The organism is Gracilimonas sp. (assembly GCF_014762685.1).
GTDB lineage: Bacteria > Bacteroidota > Rhodothermia > Balneolales > Balneolaceae > Gracilimonas.
The window spans coordinates 565,140-585,573 of the sequence record NZ_JABURM010000006.1; the positions used below are offsets into that span (position 1 = coordinate 565,140).

General features: G+C 40.3%; 19 protein-coding genes and 2 tRNA genes. 10 read left to right on the plus strand and 11 right to left on the minus strand.

Features of this window, described 5'->3' with window-relative positions:
* Positions 1 to 44: 44 nt before the first annotated feature.
* The 4 genes from HUJ22_RS12095 to HUJ22_RS12110 all read left to right on the plus strand — a co-directional run bounded on the left by HUJ22_RS12095 (position 45) and on the right by HUJ22_RS12110 (position 4,512).
* Positions 45 to 117, plus strand: a tRNA-Lys gene (locus HUJ22_RS12095).
* Positions 118 to 435: 318 nt separating this feature from the next.
* On the plus strand, positions 436 to 741 hold the full coding sequence (locus HUJ22_RS12100; RefSeq protein WP_290877893.1) for a septum formation initiator family protein: 306 nt from the start codon (positions 436 to 438) through the stop codon (positions 739 to 741).
* A 75-nt stretch (positions 742 to 816) separates the two neighbouring features.
* Positions 817 to 1,761: an ROK family protein gene (locus HUJ22_RS12105; RefSeq protein WP_290877895.1), complete on the plus strand. Its 945-nt coding sequence runs from the start codon at positions 817 to 819 to the stop codon at positions 1,759 to 1,761.
* 12 nt (positions 1,762 to 1,773) lie between these two features.
* A complete protein-coding gene (locus tag HUJ22_RS12110; protein WP_290877897.1) occupies positions 1,774 to 4,512 on the plus strand; it encodes a putative LPS assembly protein LptD in 2,739 nt (912 codons plus the stop codon).
* Here the strand turns inward: HUJ22_RS12110 and HUJ22_RS12115 are convergent, their stop codons facing one another.
* From HUJ22_RS12115 to HUJ22_RS12140, 6 genes are all read right to left on the minus strand, one after another.
* Positions 4,513 to 5,118, minus strand: coding sequence for a riboflavin synthase (locus tag HUJ22_RS12115; protein ID WP_290877898.1), 606 nt, complete (start codon positions 5,116 to 5,118; stop codon positions 4,513 to 4,515).
* 4 nt (positions 5,119 to 5,122) lie between these two features.
* Positions 5,123 to 6,250: a bifunctional diaminohydroxyphosphoribosylaminopyrimidine deaminase/5-amino-6-(5-phosphoribosylamino)uracil reductase RibD gene (gene ribD / locus HUJ22_RS12120; protein ID WP_290877899.1), complete on the minus strand. Its 1,128-nt coding sequence runs from the start codon at positions 6,248 to 6,250 to the stop codon at positions 5,123 to 5,125.
* Positions 6,251 to 6,351: 101 nt separating this feature from the next.
* A complete protein-coding gene (locus tag HUJ22_RS12125; protein ID WP_290877900.1) occupies positions 6,352 to 8,106 on the minus strand; it encodes a SurA N-terminal domain-containing protein in 1,755 nt (584 codons plus the stop codon).
* Positions 8,107 to 8,259: 153 nt separating this feature from the next.
* Complete coding sequence (locus HUJ22_RS12130) at positions 8,260 to 9,192, minus strand: MlaD family protein (RefSeq protein WP_290877902.1); 933 nt, start codon at positions 9,190 to 9,192, stop codon at positions 8,260 to 8,262.
* 19 nt (positions 9,193 to 9,211) lie between these two features.
* Entirely contained in the window at positions 9,212 to 9,952 is a 741-nt protein-coding gene (locus tag HUJ22_RS12135) for an ABC transporter ATP-binding protein (RefSeq protein WP_290877903.1), read from the minus strand.
* Between the two features lie 3 nt (positions 9,953 to 9,955).
* Entirely contained in the window at positions 9,956 to 10,714 is a 759-nt protein-coding gene (locus tag HUJ22_RS12140) for an ABC transporter permease (protein WP_290877905.1), read from the minus strand.
* A 450-nt stretch (positions 10,715 to 11,164) separates the two neighbouring features.
* Here HUJ22_RS12140 and aroC point away from each other — a divergent pair, with 450 nt between their 5' ends.
* From aroC to HUJ22_RS12165, 5 genes are all read left to right on the plus strand, one after another.
* Positions 11,165 to 12,349 (plus strand): chorismate synthase, encoded by a 1,185-nt coding sequence (gene aroC, locus HUJ22_RS12145; protein WP_290877907.1) that lies wholly within the window; start codon positions 11,165 to 11,167, stop codon positions 12,347 to 12,349.
* The gene (locus HUJ22_RS12150; RefSeq protein ID WP_290877909.1) at positions 12,346 to 12,672 is read left to right on the plus strand and encodes a tetratricopeptide repeat protein; all 327 of its coding nucleotides are present in this window, start codon (positions 12,346 to 12,348) and stop codon (positions 12,670 to 12,672) included. The genes aroC and HUJ22_RS12150 overlap by 4 nt, the downstream gene beginning before the upstream one ends.
* Positions 12,673 to 12,674: 2 nt before the next feature.
* A complete protein-coding gene (locus HUJ22_RS12155) occupies positions 12,675 to 13,667 on the plus strand; it encodes a LysM peptidoglycan-binding domain-containing protein (protein ID WP_290877911.1) in 993 nt (330 codons plus the stop codon).
* Positions 13,660 to 14,385, plus strand: a complete 726-nt coding sequence (locus HUJ22_RS12160) for a CPBP family intramembrane glutamic endopeptidase (RefSeq protein WP_290877912.1) — start codon at positions 13,660 to 13,662, stop codon at positions 14,383 to 14,385. The genes HUJ22_RS12155 and HUJ22_RS12160 overlap by 8 nt, the downstream gene beginning before the upstream one ends.
* A 131-nt stretch (positions 14,386 to 14,516) precedes the next feature.
* Entirely contained in the window at positions 14,517 to 15,092 is a 576-nt protein-coding gene (locus tag HUJ22_RS12165; protein ID WP_290877914.1) for a sigma-70 family RNA polymerase sigma factor, read from the plus strand.
* On the opposite strand, the gene HUJ22_RS12170 is transcribed toward HUJ22_RS12165, so the two are convergent.
* The 5 genes from HUJ22_RS12170 to HUJ22_RS12190 all read right to left on the minus strand — a co-directional run bounded on the left by HUJ22_RS12170 (position 15,077) and on the right by HUJ22_RS12190 (position 19,916).
* A complete protein-coding gene (locus HUJ22_RS12170; protein ID WP_290877916.1) occupies positions 15,077 to 16,414 on the minus strand; it encodes a HAMP domain-containing sensor histidine kinase in 1,338 nt (445 codons plus the stop codon). The two genes, HUJ22_RS12165 and HUJ22_RS12170, sit on opposite strands and share 16 nt — an antisense overlap.
* A gap of 98 nt (positions 16,415 to 16,512) precedes the next feature.
* Positions 16,513 to 17,766 carry an ATP-dependent Clp protease ATP-binding subunit ClpX gene (gene clpX, locus HUJ22_RS12175; protein ID WP_290877918.1) on the minus strand — a complete coding sequence of 418 codons (1,254 nt, stop codon included), beginning with the start codon at positions 17,764 to 17,766 and terminating at the stop codon, positions 16,513 to 16,515.
* Between the two features lie 28 nt (positions 17,767 to 17,794).
* The gene (gene clpP / locus HUJ22_RS12180) at positions 17,795 to 18,448 is read right to left on the minus strand and encodes an ATP-dependent Clp endopeptidase proteolytic subunit ClpP (protein ID WP_290877920.1); all 654 of its coding nucleotides are present in this window, start codon (positions 18,446 to 18,448) and stop codon (positions 17,795 to 17,797) included.
* 18 nt (positions 18,449 to 18,466) lie between these two features.
* On the minus strand, positions 18,467 to 19,762 hold the full coding sequence (gene tig, locus HUJ22_RS12185) for a trigger factor (protein ID WP_290877922.1): 1,296 nt from the start codon (positions 19,760 to 19,762) through the stop codon (positions 18,467 to 18,469).
* 70 nt (positions 19,763 to 19,832) lie between these two features.
* Positions 19,833 to 19,916, minus strand: a tRNA-Leu gene (locus HUJ22_RS12190).
* A gap of 154 nt (positions 19,917 to 20,070) precedes the next feature.
* Between HUJ22_RS12190 and cutA the strand changes: the two genes are divergently transcribed.
* On the plus strand, positions 20,071 to 20,412 hold the full coding sequence (cutA, locus tag HUJ22_RS12195) for a divalent-cation tolerance protein CutA (RefSeq protein ID WP_290877923.1): 342 nt from the start codon (positions 20,071 to 20,073) through the stop codon (positions 20,410 to 20,412).
* Positions 20,413 to 20,434: the final 22 nt, after the last annotated feature.

Consider the following 20,434-nt stretch of genomic DNA (forward strand, 5'->3'; position numbering starts at 1 on the left):
TGTACTCTAATTGATAAATGCCTTATCTTTGGAATCTGAATTGAGAATCGGTAGCTCAGTTGGTAGAGCAACGGCCTTTTAAGCCGTGGGTCGAGGGTTCGAGCCCCTCCCGATTCACACTATTTTTTTAAGATTTTCATAATGACTCTCTCTTGACCAGCCCCATACGATTGACCTCGGATGGGGTTTTTTATTACAGTAGCTGATCTATAGCAACGATAGGATGTAATTTTTACCGGTCTTTTCCAAAATTCTTTTTTCTGTTTTCGAGCCGTTCCTTCATAATGTGTAGTAAGTATTAGAGTAATCAGTCGACACATTAAAGGAAACCCCAATCCGTTTTTCGTTTTGAGAATAAACAGAAAAACACCTCATTGTACTTAATAATCAAAATAATGTATTTTATATTGATAACAGAAATCTACAGGCCTATTTATGAACCTACAATTTTTAAACCCTCTTCGGTGGAAGAAATCTGTCTTGGTGATGTTACTCACCGCTTTTGTAATTGTCTGGTTTGCTTTTATTGACTCATATAGCCTAAAAACGCGCTGGGATTTAAACTCTCAAAAAAAAGAGCTCAGGGAACGTACTGAAACACTAAATACCCAATCGGAAGAGCTAAAAACAAAAATTGAGCATTTGAATAACGATGCTGCCCTCCTCGAAAAGATTGCCCGCGAAGAATATGGTATGAGAAAACCCGGTGAAACTGTCTATAAAGTTAAGCGTGAGAATTAGGACTTCTGTTTGGTTCGTGCAGAGATGCCCATTATCTTCTTCGGAAAGAAAAAATAAGCTTCTAAGCCAGACAGAATGAAAGCTATTGGTGTAGATCTAGGCGGCACGAATATTAAAGCCGCCGTAGTGGATAAAGAAAAAGGTATAATTGAACAAGTTACCACGCCCACACAAGCAAATCTGGGACGGGATCACTTGTTGGATCGTATTGCTGAAACGGCAAAAGACCTAAAAAAAGACCATGAAATCATTGGCATAGGGATGGGATTGCCCGGAATGGTGTCTAAAGATCAAACAACGGTTAACAATCCTCCGAATTTGCCGGGTTGGGAGTCGGTGAATGCCGCTGAAGAGATTACAAGTAGAACAAACATCCCCTGTAAAATTGAAAATGATGCCAATATAGCTGCTTTGGGTTCTATGCATTTTGGGATAGGTCAAAGATTTGACAGCTTTATTATGATTACTTTGGGAACCGGTGTGGGAGGAGGGATCATTTATGAACGAAGTCTGTTCAAAGGCACTGAAGGAATGGCCGGAGAACTTGGTCATGTGATTATAGATTATCACGGTCCCCTTTCGAACAGTGTTACCCGTGGAACAGTAGAAGCGTATTTAGGACAAAGATTTTTGAGCAGATTTGCTACCGATTTGATTTCTCAAAATCCGTCGAATCCTCTCTATAAAAAATTTGCAAACAATTTTGATAAGCTGGAACCGGTTGATCTAACCAATGCGGCAAAACAAGGAAATGAACTGGCTATAGAGATTTTGGCGAAAAGTGGTCAAAGGTTGGGTTATGCAATTATAAATTATGTGCATATGATGGACATTCGTAAGTTTGTGGTAAGCGGCGGAGTTTCTAAAGCCGGGGACTTTCTTTTTGAACCGGCAAAAGAAATTGTACGAAAACACATGATGGAGCCGTTCAAAAAAGGCTTTGAGCTCGTTTATGAAGACCTTGGAAATGACAGTGCTCTGTTAGGTGCTGCCGGCTTGGCTTTTGATTCTTTTTCTTAATTAATAATTCTCATGCTTTTCGTCAAAAAGAAACATATAGGCAAATACACCTCAGCTATTTGCCTGTTTTTTTTGATGAGTATCCCTGTTTTAGCCCAAAAAACGGATACCACTTTGGTTCGTCAGAATCAGGATAGGGTAAATACCAATGTAACAGCTGCTGATACTACGGATACACCTCCCCAGAACTCAGGTGCAAGACCGGGTTCATCTGTACCGGAAAATGCCGTCCGGTTTCAATCGTCTGATTCCTTGATTATTGACTTTGAAGGCGGAAAAAAAGCCTTTTTATTCGGCTCTGCACAGGTTAAGCACAGTTCAGGTGAATTGCGGGCCGGTGAAATTAATATGGACATTGAAAAAACAACAGTAGAGGCTAAAACATTAACTCCTGAAGATACTCTTTCCCGTCCTGTTCTGGTTCGGGAATCGGATGAAATTAAAAGTAACCGGATACTTTTCAATTATAAAACCGAAAAAGGAAAATTCGAGGCTGCCCAGGTTAAAGTCGCAGAGGGACACCTGATAGGCTCAAAAATTAAAAACATTAATGAAAGTGAAGTTTTTATAGAAGATGGTATTTATTCTACTTGTCCTCCGGAATACATGTATTACTATCTAAAGGCAAAAAAAATGAAGGTGGTAGATCAGGATGAGTTATTTTTTAGCAATGCTCAGCTTTATATCCTGGATATTCCATATCCGATTATTTTTCCTTTTGGATATGTCCCCACAGATATTGATCAAAAACGTTCGGGACTTTTAACCCCTACTTATGCATTCCAAAATCAAAATAACCGGGGGCTTGGCTTGCAAAATGTAGGTTGGTTCCAATACTTTAACGATTATCTCACCGGTCAGGTTGATGGAGATATTTATACTTCAGGTACCGTTTATGTAAATGGATCAGTGCAATACAGTAACACAAACCAGTATAATGGTTCAGTTCGGTTAGGATATTCGAAAGATAGGGGGTTGGAACCTACAGACCCCGGCTTTACGGAAACGATACAGAAGTCACTATCAATTCAACACAATCAGACGATCTCTCCTTTTTCTTCATTATCTGCAAATGTAAACTTGAGAACTGCGGACTATAATAAAAGAAACTCATACGATATTAACGATAGGGCAGAAACTAACTCCAATTCAAAGCTATCTTACAATTATAAACACCCTGAAAATCTGTTTACTTTCAGTACCAATGCTCAGTTGGCTCAAAACTTTACAAACTACTCTACCAGTCTTAGTGGCCCCACGGCTAATTTCAGGTTAAAAACATTTTCTCCATTTCAGGGTAATTCCACAACCGGAGGTCAAAGCTGGTATGAAACCATTAGCTTAAGTTACGATAATTCACTCCGGTCTCGCTTTAACTTTGATCCGATTGATGCGGACAGCTCCGAAATTTCTTTCTTTGATGCTCTGATGGATCCCGATTTATATGAAGAAGCAACCGGGAACGACAATTATATCCAGGCCGGATTTCAACAATCAGCCGGGCTGCAGATAGGCCAAGTAATCCCAAGCCAGTTTTTGAATATTTCCGCAGGCTTAAATATGAATGAATACTGGTATCCGTCGTCAACCAGAAAGTCATGGAATGCTGATTCAAACCGGGTTGAAACGGAAAAAGTTTATGGGTTTAAAGCAGCCCGGGACTTTAGCACCAGCATGAATTTTGGAACTACGTTTTATGGAATTTCAAACATGAAAATAGGAAACTTTGAAGGAGTTCGGCATACGGTGCGCCCTTCTATTGGTTTTAGTTACCGGCCGGATTTCAGCAAGGAAAAGTGGGGATATTACAGAACGGTACAAACGGATAGTTTGGAAAACACACGACAATACTCAATTTTTGAGAATGAGATTTTCAGAGGTCCGGGAAGAGGAGAACAACGGTCACTTAATTTCTCTGTCAGAAATGTATTTGAAACAAAGATGGTAAAGCGAGACAGCACCGGCGAAGTGTCAGAAAATAATATTCGATTTATTGACAACCTTTCTTTGAGTTCATCATATAATTTTGCGGCCGATAGCTTGAAGCTCAGTTCATTAAATACAAGCATAAGTTCCAGTGCGATTCCGGGATTAAATCTGAGAGCTTCTGCTGACTTTTCATTCTATCAATTTGACTCTACGGGAAGAGAATATGACAGGTTTTTTATTGAAGATGGGAAAAAGCTGGCTCAAATGAGATCATTCTCGGTCAATGCAAGTACCTCGTTCAGGGGAGGGAATGGAATTAAGGTATACACCCCTGAGTATCGCCGAAGGTATGATCCCTATAACCAATCTACATTTCATCCTGTTGATTCCCGGTTTGGATATGAGCCGATTCCACCGGTAAATTCTCCCTGGAGTGTATCATTGAATTTCAGTTATAGTTGGCGTTATCGCTTTGGGGAAAAGCCAGAAAAGAGAGCAACTTTACGTGCTTCAAGCATATCTTTCAATTTAACTCCAAAATGGCGTTTTAACACAGATGTAGGGTATGATTTTATAGAAAGTGAGTTTACGCCATCCCAATTTTCACTTACCCGGAATCTGGAGTGTTGGGATCTTTCATTCCAGATTAATCCTTTTGGAGAGTTTCAGTATTATTTCTTTCGCCTGAGCGTGAATAGCTCTCAAATTCAGAGCTTATTCCAGAAACTTCCTGTCCTCAAAAATCTGGAGAGAAGCTCAAGCCCATCTGGGGCAGGGCGAAGGGGTGGATCGGGCAGAAGAGGCTTTGGTGGTATAAATTAACTAAAGTGAATCCCGCCCAATACCGGCCAGATACTTTACTACATATTTTCCGATAATATCGAATTCAAGGTTTACGGCATCGCCCACACTTTTGTCTTTTAAGTTAGTATGATTCCATGTGTAAGGAATAATGGCCACAACAAAAGAGTTCCCTGTATCACGGGCAACGGTCATACTAATTCCTTCTATGGTTACACTGCCGCGCCCCACAATCATATTTTTAAATTCTTCAGGATATTCAATAGTTAGTAACCAGCCTGTCTTTTCTTTTTCTATTTCTGTTACTATGCCGGCTATATCCACATGTCCCTGAACAAGATGACCTTCAATACCGCCCTGCAAAGAAAGTGAGCGTTCCAGATTAACAGGGCTGCCTTGTTCGAGCGCTCCAAGGGATGTTTTTCGCAAGGTTTCTTCAACGCTTTGTACAGTAAAAGTTTTTTTATCAAAAGCAGTTACGGTATGGCAAGCTCCGTTAATGGAAATGCTTTCGTCTTCATGGCAGCTGTCTGCAAAGGAACAGGCAATTTTCATCTCCTGTCCGCCAGCATTTAAAGATTTGATATCAACAACTTTCCCAACTTCTTGTACAATTCCTGTAAACATATTTTTAGAAATATCCGGTTAATAACATATCATTTCCAACTTGGGTCCATTTAACCTCTTTAAGTTCGGCAATTTCTTTCATTTTATCGATACCAATATTTATCAACGACCGTGTTCCTGCACCCAACAATTTTGGAGCAATAAATAATTCAAGTTTATCTACCAAACCCTGACGTATTAAAGCGGAGGATAATTGCTGGCCGCCTTCTACTAAAATGGATGAAATTCCTTTTTCACCTAATAGTTTTAACGCCTGTCTAAGGTCAGCATGGCCGTCAACCTTAGAAACCTGGAGTACTTCTCCGCGAAAATAATTTTGCTGCATCACCTTTAACATAGGGTCTGCATCAGTGGCTGAGGCCTCTTTATTCCATGTAATAATGGTGGTTTTCTCTTCGAATTTGTCGGAAAAAAGGTTCAACTCTTTAGGTAATTCATAAGGGCCGTCAATTACGATACGCTGCGGTTGCCGGCCGGAAACATGCCGGACAGTGAGGCTCGGATTATCAACCATAACGGTAGTTCTGCCTACCAATACGGCATCATATTCAGTGCGCCATTTGTGGACCAATTTTCGAGATTGTTTTCCGGTTATCCATTGCGATTCACCATCAGCAGCAGCGAGAAAACCATCAGCAGTTTGTGCCATTTTAAGAGTGATGAAGGGACGGCCAAAAGTCTGGTGATGAATAAAAAACTCGTTGAGTTCCTCTGCTTCATGTTTCAAAACCCCGACTTCCACCTCAATACCTTTGTTTCGAAGATGAAGGATGCCTTTTCCATTTACCGCCGGATTTGGGTCAGGCATTGCAACGATTACTTTTTTTATTGGAAGCTTACCCAACATTTCTGCACAAGGCGGTGTTTTTCCGTAATGAGAGCACGGTTCAAGCGTAACATATACTGAGGCATCCTTGAGTTCTTTTCTATTCTGAACAGACTCTACAGCATTGACTTCAGCATGAGCTTTTCCAAAGCTTTTATGATATCCTTCTCCAATTTTTTCACCTTCCTTAGAGACAATAACACACCCTACCATAGGATTTGGGGATACGTATCCCTTTCCTTTCTTGGCAAGCGTGAGTGCCTGTTGCATCCAATAGCTGTCAGAGGGTGTATTTGAAGAAGCCATAGACTAAATCTACACTTTTTGTTATTACTTGTATATCAGATATAACAAAAAAGGGTGAGAAGAAACCCCTCACCCTCAGTATCTAAAACGATGTGTTTATTTTATCGAAGTAAACGAGATCGGTTGTCTACAATTTTAGCATTTTTCCGAAGTTGTTCTAACCAAACAGAAGAAAACTCTTGAGACTTACGTTGCTCTAAGCGCTGTCTGATATCTCTGCGTGTTTGTTGATCAAGATTGGCAATATCAGCTTCCATTTTATCTAAAACTTCGACTACAAAAGCAGCACTGTTACCGGTTAAAACATCGGAAGTTTCGCCTTCGTTAAGGGCAAAGATTGCTCCAATAATCATCGGTTCACGTCCGGCTCCGGAAAGCACAGTGGCACTGGCTCTCAAATTGCTTTCATTTTGAATTTCTTTGTCAGCTGCTTCAGCTAGAGCTTCCAGAGTTTGGTTTTGCTGAAGCAGTTCTTGAACCTGTTCTTTAATTAATTCCTTGCGGCGTTCAATTTTTACCATGTTTTCAACTTGAGACCGCACTTCATCAAGTGGCCGATAGCCTTCCGGAGTCACTTCCAAAACTTCTAGAACTACAAAATCAGAATTTAATTCAAGTATATCTGAAATATCACCTTCGTCGGCTGATTCCAGGAAGTTCATAATTTGTTGACTGCTTCCAAGACCTGAGATAAAGTTATTCCCTTTGGTAGCAAAGGCTTCTTTCACTTCCAAATCCCGTGCTTCAGCTTCTTCGGCAAAACCGGTTTCTTCTGAAGCGAAAAACTCAAAGTCAGCGGCATTGTCATTTGCTTCATCAATGGTAGAAGGAAGAGCTTGGATATTATAGCTCATAATCTGAAATTTTATCTCGTTTCCACGCTGAGCCTCTTTTTTCAAAATGGCTGCCTGATTTGATGTAAGTATCACATCTGAAACTTCACCAACGTTTAAATCGACTGCTGCCTGGTATTCTTCTCGAATGTCAGCACTATTTACAAATGAAGAGCGATAATTGGTTGTTGAGGCTTGCCTTACCAAAAATAGCGAGTCATTTTCAGCATTTTCAAAAGCTGTTTTGAGTTCCCTAACATCCTCAATAATCTGAGCAGTATCCGCCGCAGTGGGTAATTTGCTGAAAGTTACATATCTGAAGCGATAGCTTTCTTCCCTGGTGTAACGTTCTTTGTTGTCATTGTAATAATTACGCAGTTCGCGATCAGAAATCTCAAGTTCCTGCTCAGTAACTTCACTGTATGGAAAGCGAATGTAATTTACGTTAGCTGTGCTGTTGTTTTTGATAAACTCTTGCTCAACCTCTGATTCAGTTACTTGAAGGCCTGCAGAAATATAATTATTTAATTTTTGCTGGCGGCGTTGCTCACGCAATTGAAGCTCAAGGGCTACAGCTTGTTGAGAAAACTCACTGGAAGAAAGAACCTGTTGGATGGCTTCACGATCAATAGTTCCGTCTTCACGAGTAAAATTTTGTCGGATAATGGGGGCGGGATTGTCACCGAAAACCATATCCAGCACTTCTTGATCTGAAACAGTAATTCCTAACTCATCCATTTTTTGGTTCAGTAATCTGGAATTAACCAATTCTTCCCAAGCCTGATTCTCATAATTAGCCCTCATTTCGGCAGTCATGGAGTTGCCGGTTTGCTGGCTGTACGCATTCGTATAGTATTGGACACGGCTTTGATATTCTTCATTCGAAATCTTTTCACCATTTACACTGCCTAAAGCGTTTGGCCCGGCTTGCATTGCGTCAAAAAAGTTAACATCTGCCAAAACCCACAAAAGGCCAAAAGAACCTATCAGCACCCATAGGATAAATCCGGTGCTATTTCTCATTTTTTCCATTACACCCATAAAAGGTTACCTCTAAAAAAACATTTATAAATTGCGATTTGGATACTGCCGGTGTCTGTTTTGAACCTTTGACAGTAAGCTTGGAAATATAAGCGAATACCCAAGGAATTGAAAGAAATTAAAACCAATCTCAGGTTAAAATACCTCAATCAGGCGCATGTGCTTTAAGTACTTGCCGGGATCATTGTTAATATTCTTAATCAGCTTGTTAAGATTAACTGAAAGGCTGTCGATATTATTATATAAAGACGAGTCATTTACCATTTTTCCAAGGGTTCCCTCCCCGTCGTTAATTTTTGTTAGTACTTCACTTAAAGTGAGGTTGGTTTCATTTAAGCCTCGGCTTAAAGTTTCTAATTCCGCACTTGTAGCTTCCAGGTTATTTATGAGTGAAGTGAGCTGCTCTTTATTTTCTGCACTGAGATCATTAAGATTTTCCAGAGTGCTTTTTGCGTCCAATATCATTTGGTCTAAATCACTTTGTCTTTTTTGGATGAGTTCGTTGAGCGAACCGGTAGTTGATTCCAAATTGCGGACAATACCGGAGATGTTTTCTTTGTTCTCCTCATTAAGGGTTTCATTTAGGCTGCCGACCAACTGTTCAACTCCACGAATTGATGCAGAGATATCATTACTGATTTTTTCACCTTCTTCAGCAAAAGTATCCATCATCCCTTGCTCAAAAACGCCTTTTATGGCTCCTTGATTTGGCACCATTTCTTCTGAATCAGACTTTTCAATTTCAATAAACTTTCCTCCGAGAACTCCACTCGACTTCAAAACTGCAATGGAGCCTTTAGGTATCCGGTAGCCTTCTTCAATATTCAGGGTCACTAATGTAGAATCGGAAGCGAGGAGGTCCATTTCTTTAACTGTACCGATTTTGAACCCCTTTACATTTACCACATTTCCGGGAATAAGCCCATACACTTGATCGAATTTGGTATATACCACTGTGGAAGACCTGAAAAGCGGTATGTCTTTCATAATATTATAGCCTACAAAGGCTACGATGGTAGCCACTAATATGGTAAGCCCAATTTTAAGTTCGTTCGAAACTTTTGCCAAAACAGATCTCCTATGCAGTTTAAGAATTTATTTGATATTCACTTGCTGTGATGAATTCGAGCAGATTCTGGTTGTCACTATGCTTCATGTCATCGGTTTTCCCAACCCAGCTGAGTTTTTGGTCATCCAAAAAAGCCACCTTATCAGATATCGCTAAAACGCTGTGCATGTCGTGAGTGATTACAATGGAAGTAATATCGAGGTTATCGGCCATAGTCATAATCAGTTCATTTATCTCTTCGGAAGTTTTGGGATCGAGCCCGGATGTAGGTTCATCATACAAAAGATAGTCTGGTTTCAAAATAATGGCGCGTGCTAATCCGACTCGTTTTCTCATCCCACCGGAAAGTTCTGAAGTTGATTTGTCTCCAGCTTCTTTAAGATTTACCATTTCTAACGCTTCATTTACATTATGGGTAATCTCCTCCTCCCCTTGCTCAGTAAAATATCGTAAGGGAAAGGCCACATTTTCAAAAGTGCTGATGGAATCGAAGAGGGCCCCGCCTTGAAACAAGATGCCAAAACGTTGTCGAACCTTTCTGAGTTCAGAATAACTAAGCTCAAATACACACTTTCCGTCAATCAATACTTCCCCTTCATCAGGGTATAATAAAGCATTCAGGTGTTTTAGCAATACTGATTTCCCGCAACCGGATTTACCGATTACAGCTGTAGTTTCTCCATCGTGGATATCAAAAGAAACATCTTTCCAAACAAGCAACTCGCCAAAACTTTTTGTCAGGTTTTTAATCTCAATCATGGGTTATAGCAATATAGCGGCTAGTGCAAAATCAGCTAAAAGTACAAAGATACAACTTAATACTGTTGCTTGTGTAGTAGCGTTCCCCACTCCTTCGGCGCCCCCAAAAGCATAATAACCTTTGTAACAGGCTATGGAAGTGATTACAAATCCGAATACGATAGATTTTATATAACCGAAAATAATATCTGATTCAAAAAAGAAAGCGCGTGCCCCTTCCATAAATTCAGCTGCAGGTAGAATGCCATCTAAAGCCCCTGCAGAAACTCCCCCTATAATTCCAAAAACCGCAGCAGTGGTATACAAAATTGGAAACATTAACAGACCGGCTAATATTCGCGGAACCACCAGGAAAGAAACAGAATTAAACCCCATAGATTCAAGTGCATCAATTTGTTCACTTACACGCATGGTGCCAAGCTCTGTTGAAATTCGTGCCCCAACTTTTCCGGATAAGACAAGGGCACTGATTACCGCGGCGAGCTCGATAACAATAGATTGGGCAACAATAGAGCCAATTATTGTACTTGGATATATATCAGTATCTAATTGATAGGCAGTTTGTAACGTCAAAACAGCCCCGGTAAAAATACCTGTCAGAAAGATAATAGGGATAGATTCATAGCCGACCTTTACAAATTCCTGAAACAGATTTTTGCGATAGGTGCTGAATTCTGTAGACGAACGTAATGCCTGATATAATAGAAGGGCGTAATTGCCAAATTGTTTTAATCCGGCAGCCCCAGGTAAATTGGTAATCATTTCTTAATTAATAATCTTGACGTATTGCCGAAGCATTTGATTATATTACAAAACATTTTTGCCAATTGTGATTTATAAATAGTTAATAAGTTCAGCGGTTGCCATCGGTTGCCGATAATTTTCCAACAACTGAACTTACGACAGCCAGGTTAAATACATCAAGTGTTTTAATCATTTTCTTTTTGAACAACATCGTGGTAATCGAAAGGGTTCAGATAAGGTTGTTCAGGGTGATTAACTAGCAACAAAAAAGATTAGAACACAGAGAGATTTTAAGGCTTCTTGGTTAGTTTAAGATGCCGGATCTAATATTTTAAAAATGTTGTTTAATCTCAGCAGGAACTGATATCAAATTTGGGAGGAATTACGATATTTAGCTTTAAAGTAAAGCTGCTTTAATTACCTTTCACCCATACTTTAGTTTATAATTATTTAAAAGTAATTCATCATATGATCAGATATATAACAGCCGGAGAATCGCATGGGCCGGGACTCACTGGAATTGTAGAAGGCGTGCCGGCGGGGCTCCCTCTTACGGAAGAAGATATTGCCGTTCATTTAGTGCGTCGTCAACAAGGTTATGGCCGAGGTGGGCGTATGGCTTTTGAGAAAGATTTTGCAACCATCAGCTCCGGACTTCGCTTTGGTAAAACAATGGGTGGGCCTATTGCTATGAACATGCCTAATCGTGCTTTTGAAAAGGATGATGCAGGTTGGCCAACTGTGATGAATAAAGAAATTGAAGCTGAAGGGATTGAAAAAATCACACTCCCCAGGCCGGGGCATGCGGATCTTGTAGGGGCCCAAAAATATAATTTCGATGATATCCGTCCGGTGATTGAACGATCAAGTGCCCGGGAAACAGCTATGCGTGTAGCGTGCTGCAGTATAGCACGGAAGTTTCTAAAGCATTTTGGAATTCAAATTGGCGGGCATGTATTACGAATTGGGTCAGTAGGATTCGACAGTTGGGAAAAAGTAAGAGCGCTTACCGACCCCCTGGCCGAACAAGGTGCTGAGAAGATTTACCAAGCAGCGGATGAATCTGATGTTCGGTGTTTGGATGAAAAGCTTTCGGCAGAAATGAGAGAAGAAATTAAAAAGCGCAGAAAAGAAGGCTCTTCGCTCGGTGGTATTTATGAAATTGTGATTACAGGGTTGCCGGTTGGGCTGGGAAGTTATGTTCACTGGGATAGAAAATTAGACGGCATGCTGGCTCAGGCTATCATGAGTACACAAGCGATGAAGGGTGTGGAAATTGGGCTTGGATTTGAGTCGGGACACAAGCCGGGGCATGAAGTTCATGATGAAATAACTCATGAAAAAAATAAATTTAGCCGAAGAACCAACCGTATGGGAGGCATTGAAGGTGGTATGAGTACAGGAATGCCTATTATAATCCGAGGTGTTATGAAGCCGATTCCTACTATGCTGAATCCACTGCGTACTGTGGATATGCAAACAAAAGAAGAAACCGAAACCCGCTATGAACGTTCTGATGTTTGTGCTTTACCCCGTGCAGTAGTTGTTGCAGAAAGTGTTGTAGCCCCGATAATAGCGAACGCTTTCTTAGAGAAATTTGGCGGAGATTCGATTCAGGAAATTGAAGCAAATTTTAAAACTAATACACAATGAGTTCCAGGATTTCAACGTTGGCAAAGGCGGTAAAAGAACATCCGGAAGATTCTTTCTACAAGTTTACTTTGGCACTGGAAATGTTGAAAATAAGTCAACCTGAAAAAGCGAGGGTTTTATTTGAGTCTATCAGACAGGATGATCCTGAATATGTAGGCGTATATTATCATTTAGCTAAACTTTATATTGAATTGGGAGAGAACAAAAAGGCATTGGGTTCCTATAAAGAGGGGATTAAAATGGCTGAAAATCAGAACGATCAGCATACAAAGTCAGAATTATCAGCGGCTCTGTTGAACCTTGAAATTGAAATGGCAGATTAGTTATGAATAAAATATTCAGTTTTTTAAAAAAATTAGCTCCGGTTGCGATTATAATGTTTTTTTTGCTGAGCACAAATATAATGGGTCAGGAAAAAGCCACATATTTGGTGAAGCAAGGGGATACCTTATATGGAATTTCAAAAAAACTGGATGTAACAATTGCTGAACTTAAACAATGGAATAACATTTCCGGTAATGAAATAGAATTAGGGCAAGAGTTGATCTATTATCTTCGTGATGAAAGCGTTCGAAATGAAGAGTTGCCTGAAGAACCATCCAATCCTTTAGTAACTAATTCGTCCGGCAATCAAAATGTAATTTATGTTGTAAAAAGCGGGGATACCTTATTTAGGATAGCCCGGACGCATAACATGAGCCTTGAAGAACTAAAAAGCCTGAACAACCTGACGGATAATAATATTCGCATCGGGCAAGAGCTCGCCGTGAAGAAATTAAATGAAGCCCCTCCTTCAGTTGCGCGATTTTCCGAAGAATCTTCACCACAAGGTGTTTTTTCAGTTTATGAGGTGAAAAGGGGAGATTCATTTGCAGAACTTCTTACCCGTTTTAAAATGACTGAAGATGAATTTAAAAAACTCAATCCGGAATTAAACTCTGGCAGGCTACCGACAGGCCAGGATGTGACGGTTCTCTTGCCTCCATCGCGAAACTATGAGAATCCCTATTTGCAAAAGGCAAACTTACAAGACTTAGGTGAAGTTCGGGTTAACCGTTATGATGATTCTGAATTTGGCGAGACGACCACAAATGGCGAGTTATATGATCCTGAAGCACTGACTGCCGCGCATTCTAATATTGCCTTGGGGAGCATTATCTTTGTGGAAAACGTGCAAACCGGAAATGGTGTGTATGTTAGAATAAATGATCGAATTACCGGGGCAGGATTGAAACTTTCGCATAGAGCATTTAGTACACTTCGACTCAATCAGGCTACTCAGCCGGCGGTAACTATTTACACAGAAGTGAATGACTAACCACGTTAAAAAATATTTTGAGAACACAAATACCTTACTCTACAGCTTCCTGGTAAGCTTGCCGTTATTTTTGTTATATGAATTATTAATTATCATTTCCCAGCCTTCCGGAGAAGCCATTGTTCGCATAAGTGTAGATGTGTGGATCAAAACGCTTTTTGCTTATCTCGGAGTAAATGCTGTTTCATTTTCACTGCTGTTGGTAGCGATTATTGGACTTTTTATCCTATATAAAGAACGGCACCGTTTGAAAGAGCTTCAATTCACCTACTTTCCGGTATTGATTTTAGAAGCTACCGTTTATGCAATAGTAGTTGCAATAATTAGCCAGTCGATGGTGTCATTTATTCTTAATATGGCAGCTTCAGACCCTATCAATAGCTTATCGATGGCTCAAAAAATTGCATTATCGTTGGGGGCAGGTTTGTATGAGGAACTGTTTTTTAGGGTTATACTTGTAACATTGTTCATACTCGCTTTTTCCAAACTGTTGGGTAAAAAATGGGCAGGAATTACAGCAGCAGTAGTGCTTTCAGCGCTGTTATTTTCAGCCGTTCACTACATTGGTTCGATGGGCGATGCTTTTACGCTCGGGTCATTTCTTTACAGGTTTTTATTTGGTATAATACTTAATGGAATATATGTTTGGAGAGGATTTGGTGTAGCTGCATGGACCCATGCAATTTATGATATAATGGTGATCGTCTTTCTATCATAAAAGGTATTTATTAACGGGTTGATCAATAGAATCTATTTAACATTAAAGTATTATAGCAGTAATATTTAATAGATTGATATCGTCCAAGTAACAAAGCAGTTAACACGTATCGGTAAAGAAGGGATGGGTAAATGTCTCAATTAACGAGAGATGAAATAAAAAAACAGAAGGATTTTGATAAAGAGATTATCCCTCATATGGATGCGTTGTATAACTTTGCCCTTAGGTTAACAACGGACCCCAATGATGCAGAAGATCTTGTTCAGGATACTATTGTAAAAGCATACCGGTTCTTCAGCAGCTATGAAAAGGGGACAAATGCCAAGGCATGGATGTTTAGGATTCTTAAGAATTCATTCATCAATAATTATCGAAAAACCTCAAAAAAACCATCTCAGGTAGATTACGATGAGGTTTCCTCCTATTATGAATCTATTCGGGCAGAAAGAACAGAGACTTCTGACCTGGAAAACCTGATGTTTCGGGAGATGATGGATGATGACCTGTCGACGGCTTTGAAACGTTTGCCTGAAGATTTTCGAACGGTAGTTTTATTATGTGATGTTGAAGGGTACACCTATGAAGAAATCGCTAATATGCTTGATGTACCTATTGGAACCATACGATCAAGGCTACATCGTGGACGGAATTTACTTAAAACGGAATTATTGGAATACGCTAAGAAGAGAGGCTACACCGGAGACTGATCAACCATGGGATACACTGTTTCTTCATTTTTTTGAACTTTAAGTGTAATCCGTACGGTTGTTCCTTCATTGAGTTCAGAGCGTAAAACAAAAACACTTCCCTTGTGATATTCCTCGATAATACGTTTGGTAAGGCTGAGTCCTAATCCCCACCCTCTCTTTTTTGTACTAAAGCCTGGCTTGAAGATATTTTTAACGTTTTTGATATCAATTCCGGTTCCTGAATCCTCAATGTCAATTATTACCTCTCCTTCCTGTACTTTTGAGGAGATTGAGATATATGAATCGCCTTCTATATCCCGAAGCGAATCCATTGCATTTTTGACCAGGTTTTCAACAGCCCATTGCAGGAGCTCGGGATTAGCACGAACTGTTGCTTGGGCATTTAGGTTTTTACGCACTTCAATGGCTTTGCCAAGTCGCGGTAATCTTCGCTCCATATACACCATAACCTGCTCCAAAACAGGACCTATTTGTAATTTCCTGAGTTCAGGTTCGGAACCTATTTTTCCAAAACGTTCAGCAACACCGCGTAACCGCTGAATATCTCTCTCAATTTCATTGGCAATATTAACAGCGGTTTCTTCATAGCGATATTCATCTTTTAGAAGTTGTAACCATCCATATAAACTAGAAATGGGGGTGCCTAATTGGTGAGCGGCTTCTTTCGCCATCCCCACCCATAAATTAGATTGTTCGGAACGAGTGATGCTTCGGTATGTGGTATAACCTATACCAAGGAGCAGGCCTAACAGTAATATTTGTATATAAGGGAAGTAGCGAAGCATTTGTACGGTTGGGCTTTCCCCATAATAAACAAACTGAGTAATTTGTCTTTTTTCATCTCCATATACGAAATTGATGGGGTTATTCAGGCTTTTAAGCTCACGCACAAGCTCACGCCGGTTTTCAGGGGTTGCCAGTCGTACTGAATCAATGTTCCTTTGGGCAAGGATGACATCACTGGAGTCAATAAGAATAGTTGGGATACGAAACCGATCCTGCAGTATGATTTCTTCACTGACAAAATCATTAGAGCTCCGCGTAGCATCTGCTTCTTCGATCAATGCAATAACACTGTCCGGCACCTCTTTAATGCCCTCAAGTATATCAATGGCTTTCAGCAACATTGTGGTTGCCTGTTCATTTACCGGCTGGCTGTTAAACTCTATAGCGCGAGTCCAAAGTTCTACACTTGCCCGCTCTTGCTCCAATATTTTTGAAACCAAATATTGATTATAAACCACCGATCCAATTCCCAAAAAAATGAGCAAAAAGACCAGGATAAGCTTAATCTTATTTGAGGGGACGAAAAGTTTCATAAGTAAAGGGTAATCCTTTTAGCCAAAAATAAAAAGGAAACAGCATAAAAAAGCCTCCCTGATGAATTAACAAAAAGGGAGGCTATAATTAGTTTAGCTTAAGCAGATGCTTTTTGCTTTTCATAGACCGGAGGGGCTTGTTTCTCAATAGTCTCTCTGGTGATTACACATCGTGCAATATTTTTCATTGAAGGAAGGGTAAACATGATATCAAGCATGGCGGCTTCCATGATGGAACGCAAACCGCGAGCTCCCGTTTTCCGGGCTTTGGCCCTTTTTACGATCGCTTTCAGTGCTTCTTCTTCAATTTCCAGCTCCACGTCTTCCATATTAAACAATTTTGTGTATTGCTTAACCAATGCATTTTTAGGAGCGGTTAAAATATCGAGCATGGCATCATCAGAAAGTTCATGAAGCCCTGAGATGACAGGTAATCGCCCAATAAGTTCAGGAATCAACCCATAATGCTGCAGGTCTTCGGGCTCCACGTGAGTGAAAATCTCCGGATCATCTTTATCGAACTTTACCTGCTCTTTGGTATGAAATCCCATCACACTGGTAGAAAGCCGGCGAGAAATAATTTGTTCCAAACCGGAAAAAGCACCGCCACAAATAAATAGGATGTTGGAAGTATCAAGTTGAATAAAACTCTGTTCCGGATGCTTTCTGCCGCCTTTAGGCGGAATGTTTGCCACAGTTCCTTCTAAAATCTTCAGAAGAGCCTGCTGTACGCCTTCTCCGCTTACATCACGGGTTATTGAAGGGTTATCACTCTTGCGGGCCACCTTGTCCACCTCGTCAATATATACGATTCCGCGTTTTGCACGCTCAACATCGTAATCGGCAGATTGTAAAAGATTGCTTAGAATACTTTCCACATCCTCACCAACATATCCGGCTTCCGTTAATACAGTGGCATCGGCTATCGTGAAAGGAACATCAATAATACGAGCAAGGGTGCGGGCTAAAAGCGTCTTACCACTTCCGGTTGGCCCAAGCAACATAATGTTAGACTTTTCAATCTGAGTATCATCAATTTCAGCACTTTCTGCAGAAATACGCTTATAGTGATTGTAAACGGCAACGGAGAGGGTTTTTTTAGCGAGTTCCTGCCCAATTACGTAATCGTCAAGCTTATTTTTGATCTCAACGGGCTTGAGCATCGGTTTATAGCTTTTTTCCCTGCGGCGGGCAAGCGATGCCAAATCACTTTCAATAATACTTGAAGCGTCTTCCACGCAACGGTCACAAATATAAACTCCGGGACCGGCTACCATACTGTTCACTTCCAGGCTGGAGCGACTGCAAAATGAACAGTGTACAATATCGCTGTTTTTATCTTTTTCGCTCATAACAAGCTAAATTTAATGAAAATGCCGGTTATTTAGAACCATTAGGTTTAGAAAGTACATTATCAACCAAGCCATAGTCTTTAGCTTCAGTTGCTGTCAACCATTTATTGCGGTCTGAATCTTCCATAATTTGTTCCACTGAGTTACCACTGTGATCAGCTAAAATCTGGCTTAATTCTTTTTTAACCCTAATAATTTCACGGGCTTCAATTTCAATGTCGCTGGCTTGTCCCTGGGTTCCGCCAAGAGGTTGGTGAATCATAACCCGGGAGTGCGGCAGACAATTTCTTTTCCCTTTGGTTCCGGCTGTTAAAAGTACAGCTCCCATGCTTGCCGCCATTCCCATGCAGGTTGTAGATACATCACATTTAATATGCTGAATAGTGTCATAAATAGCCAAACCGGCAGATACTACACCTCCCGGACTGTTAATATAAAAGCTAATGTCTTTTTCAGGGTCTTCTGATTCCAGGAACAACAGCTGAGCCATAATGGAACTTGCTACAGCATCATTTACGGCAGACCCAAGAATAATAATCCGGTCTTTAAGCAGGCGTGAATAAATATCATAAGCACGTTCTCCCCGGCTGGTTGTTTCAACCACCATAGGCACCAGGTTATTTTGGATAGGTTTCACTGAATCTAAATTTGGATCTTCAAAAAGAGGTTGCTTAGTAATCATGTTGTCCTGAATAATCGGTTATTTGTTCTTCTTGTCTTTCTTTTCCTGCAATTCCCGGTATTTGTCTTTGCCAATTTCTTTGATAGCTACTTTATCCTGTAGTATATCAAATACTTTATTTTCGCGAATACTGCTTCGAAGTTGTTCCAGCATTTGAGGCTGTTGCGCATAATATTGCTTCAGCTGATCAAGGGCAACGCCATATCGTGCTGCCTCCACACCGAGATGTTCATCGATATCTTCGGGTTTTATTTCGATTTCTTCAAATATTTCTTGCAATTTTTGGCTTATAAACGACCACTTAGCCTCACGCACCGCCCTATCCTTCATGCCGGCTTTATATTGTTCGGCATCAAAATGCTCGGGAAGTTCTCCGCCTTGCTGCTGTTTCAACTGATCAACATAAGAACCCTGAATTTGTGCCACAAAAGTTTCGGGAACTTCGAAGTCATGTTCTTCAACAAGAGCATCAGCAACATCATTCTTAAATAAATCTTCTGCAGTTTGATCGTAATACTGCTGCATCCGGCTTTTGATATAGCTTCTAAACTCATCCTCATTGTCGGCTTCGCCGTTACTTTGTTCTTTGATGAGCTGATCGTTTAACTCAGCTTTGTGAAGTTTCTGGACTTTCTTGACTGTAACGCGGAAGCGGTCAATTTCATCGCCTTCCCCCATTTTCATGTCAACGACATCACCGGGTTTTTTTCCGGTTAATTCTTTGCGAAACTCTTTGGCACCTTCTTGACGTAAATCAATTTCCTGATTTTCATCTACTTCTCCGTCAACCGGATTTCCATCTTTATCCAAAGTAACAACATCAACAATCAGCTTGGATTTTTCTTCTGCTTTTTCATCTACTTCTTCCCAGTTGCCTTCTCTTTCGAGTGTACGCTCTATTTCTTCATCCACCTCTTCCTCAGTTACATCGTGAACCATTTTGTTCACCTTGATTTTGGAGAGGTCAGAAATTTCAACTTCCGGTTTTGAGCCAATTTTGAATTTTACTTCCAATTGGTCGTTTTCCCACGTAAAGTCAAGCATTTCAGTTTCGCCAACCGGTTCATATTCAGGAACGACTTCTTTTTCGAAGTACTTCTGAATGATATTACTGATTTCTTCTTGTTCTATTTCTTTACCAAACCGCTTTTTAACGATGCCCATTGGTACTTTTCCGGGACGGAATCCGGGCAATTGAATTTGGCTTTTATATTTTTTGTAAGCCTTATCGAAGTCCTCTTGAAGATCTTCTCTTTTTGCTTTTAAAGTAACTTCTTTGTCTACTGATGTGAGCTCTTCTACAGAAATGTCCACGTGTTCTCCGCTTTAATTAACTAAATTCAATAAATGAACAGGGTTTCAATTTTTATTAACAGGAAGGAAGTACGAGAGGGGGGACTCGAACCCCCACATCGGTTAAGATACTAGATCCTAAATCTAGCGCGTCTACCAATTCCGCCACTCTCGCAAAATTCAGAGCTTGCAAAGATAAGGGTTTAAACTTCTGAATTCAACCAAATTGACTCAGAAAGTGTTGCTTGAAGAGATCTTAATATAATCCTGTAAATGGAGCAGAAAAAGCATTGGAATTTGGAGCATGAAATATAGAATTTTGGATCATCATGTATAAAAACCTTCGCCTGCTTTATATCACAACATCAGACAAAAATGAAGCCCGGAAAATAGGCCGTGCTTTGGTTGAAAAAAACCTTGTGGCCTGTGCAAATATTATTGATGGGATGCAGTCTGTCTACAAATGGAATGGGGAAATTCAGGAAGATGATGAATGCATACTCATTGTTAAAACCCATTATTCCAGGGTCAGAAAAGTAACCCGACTTATCAAGGAGATGCATAGCTACGAGTGTCCGTGCGTGATTTCGTTTACCATAACGGAAGACGAAGGAAATGAAGAGTACTTGCAATGGCTCGAAAAAACGTCGAAGCAACCGTTTGAACTTTAGCAATTAATATGCGAGAGGGTCA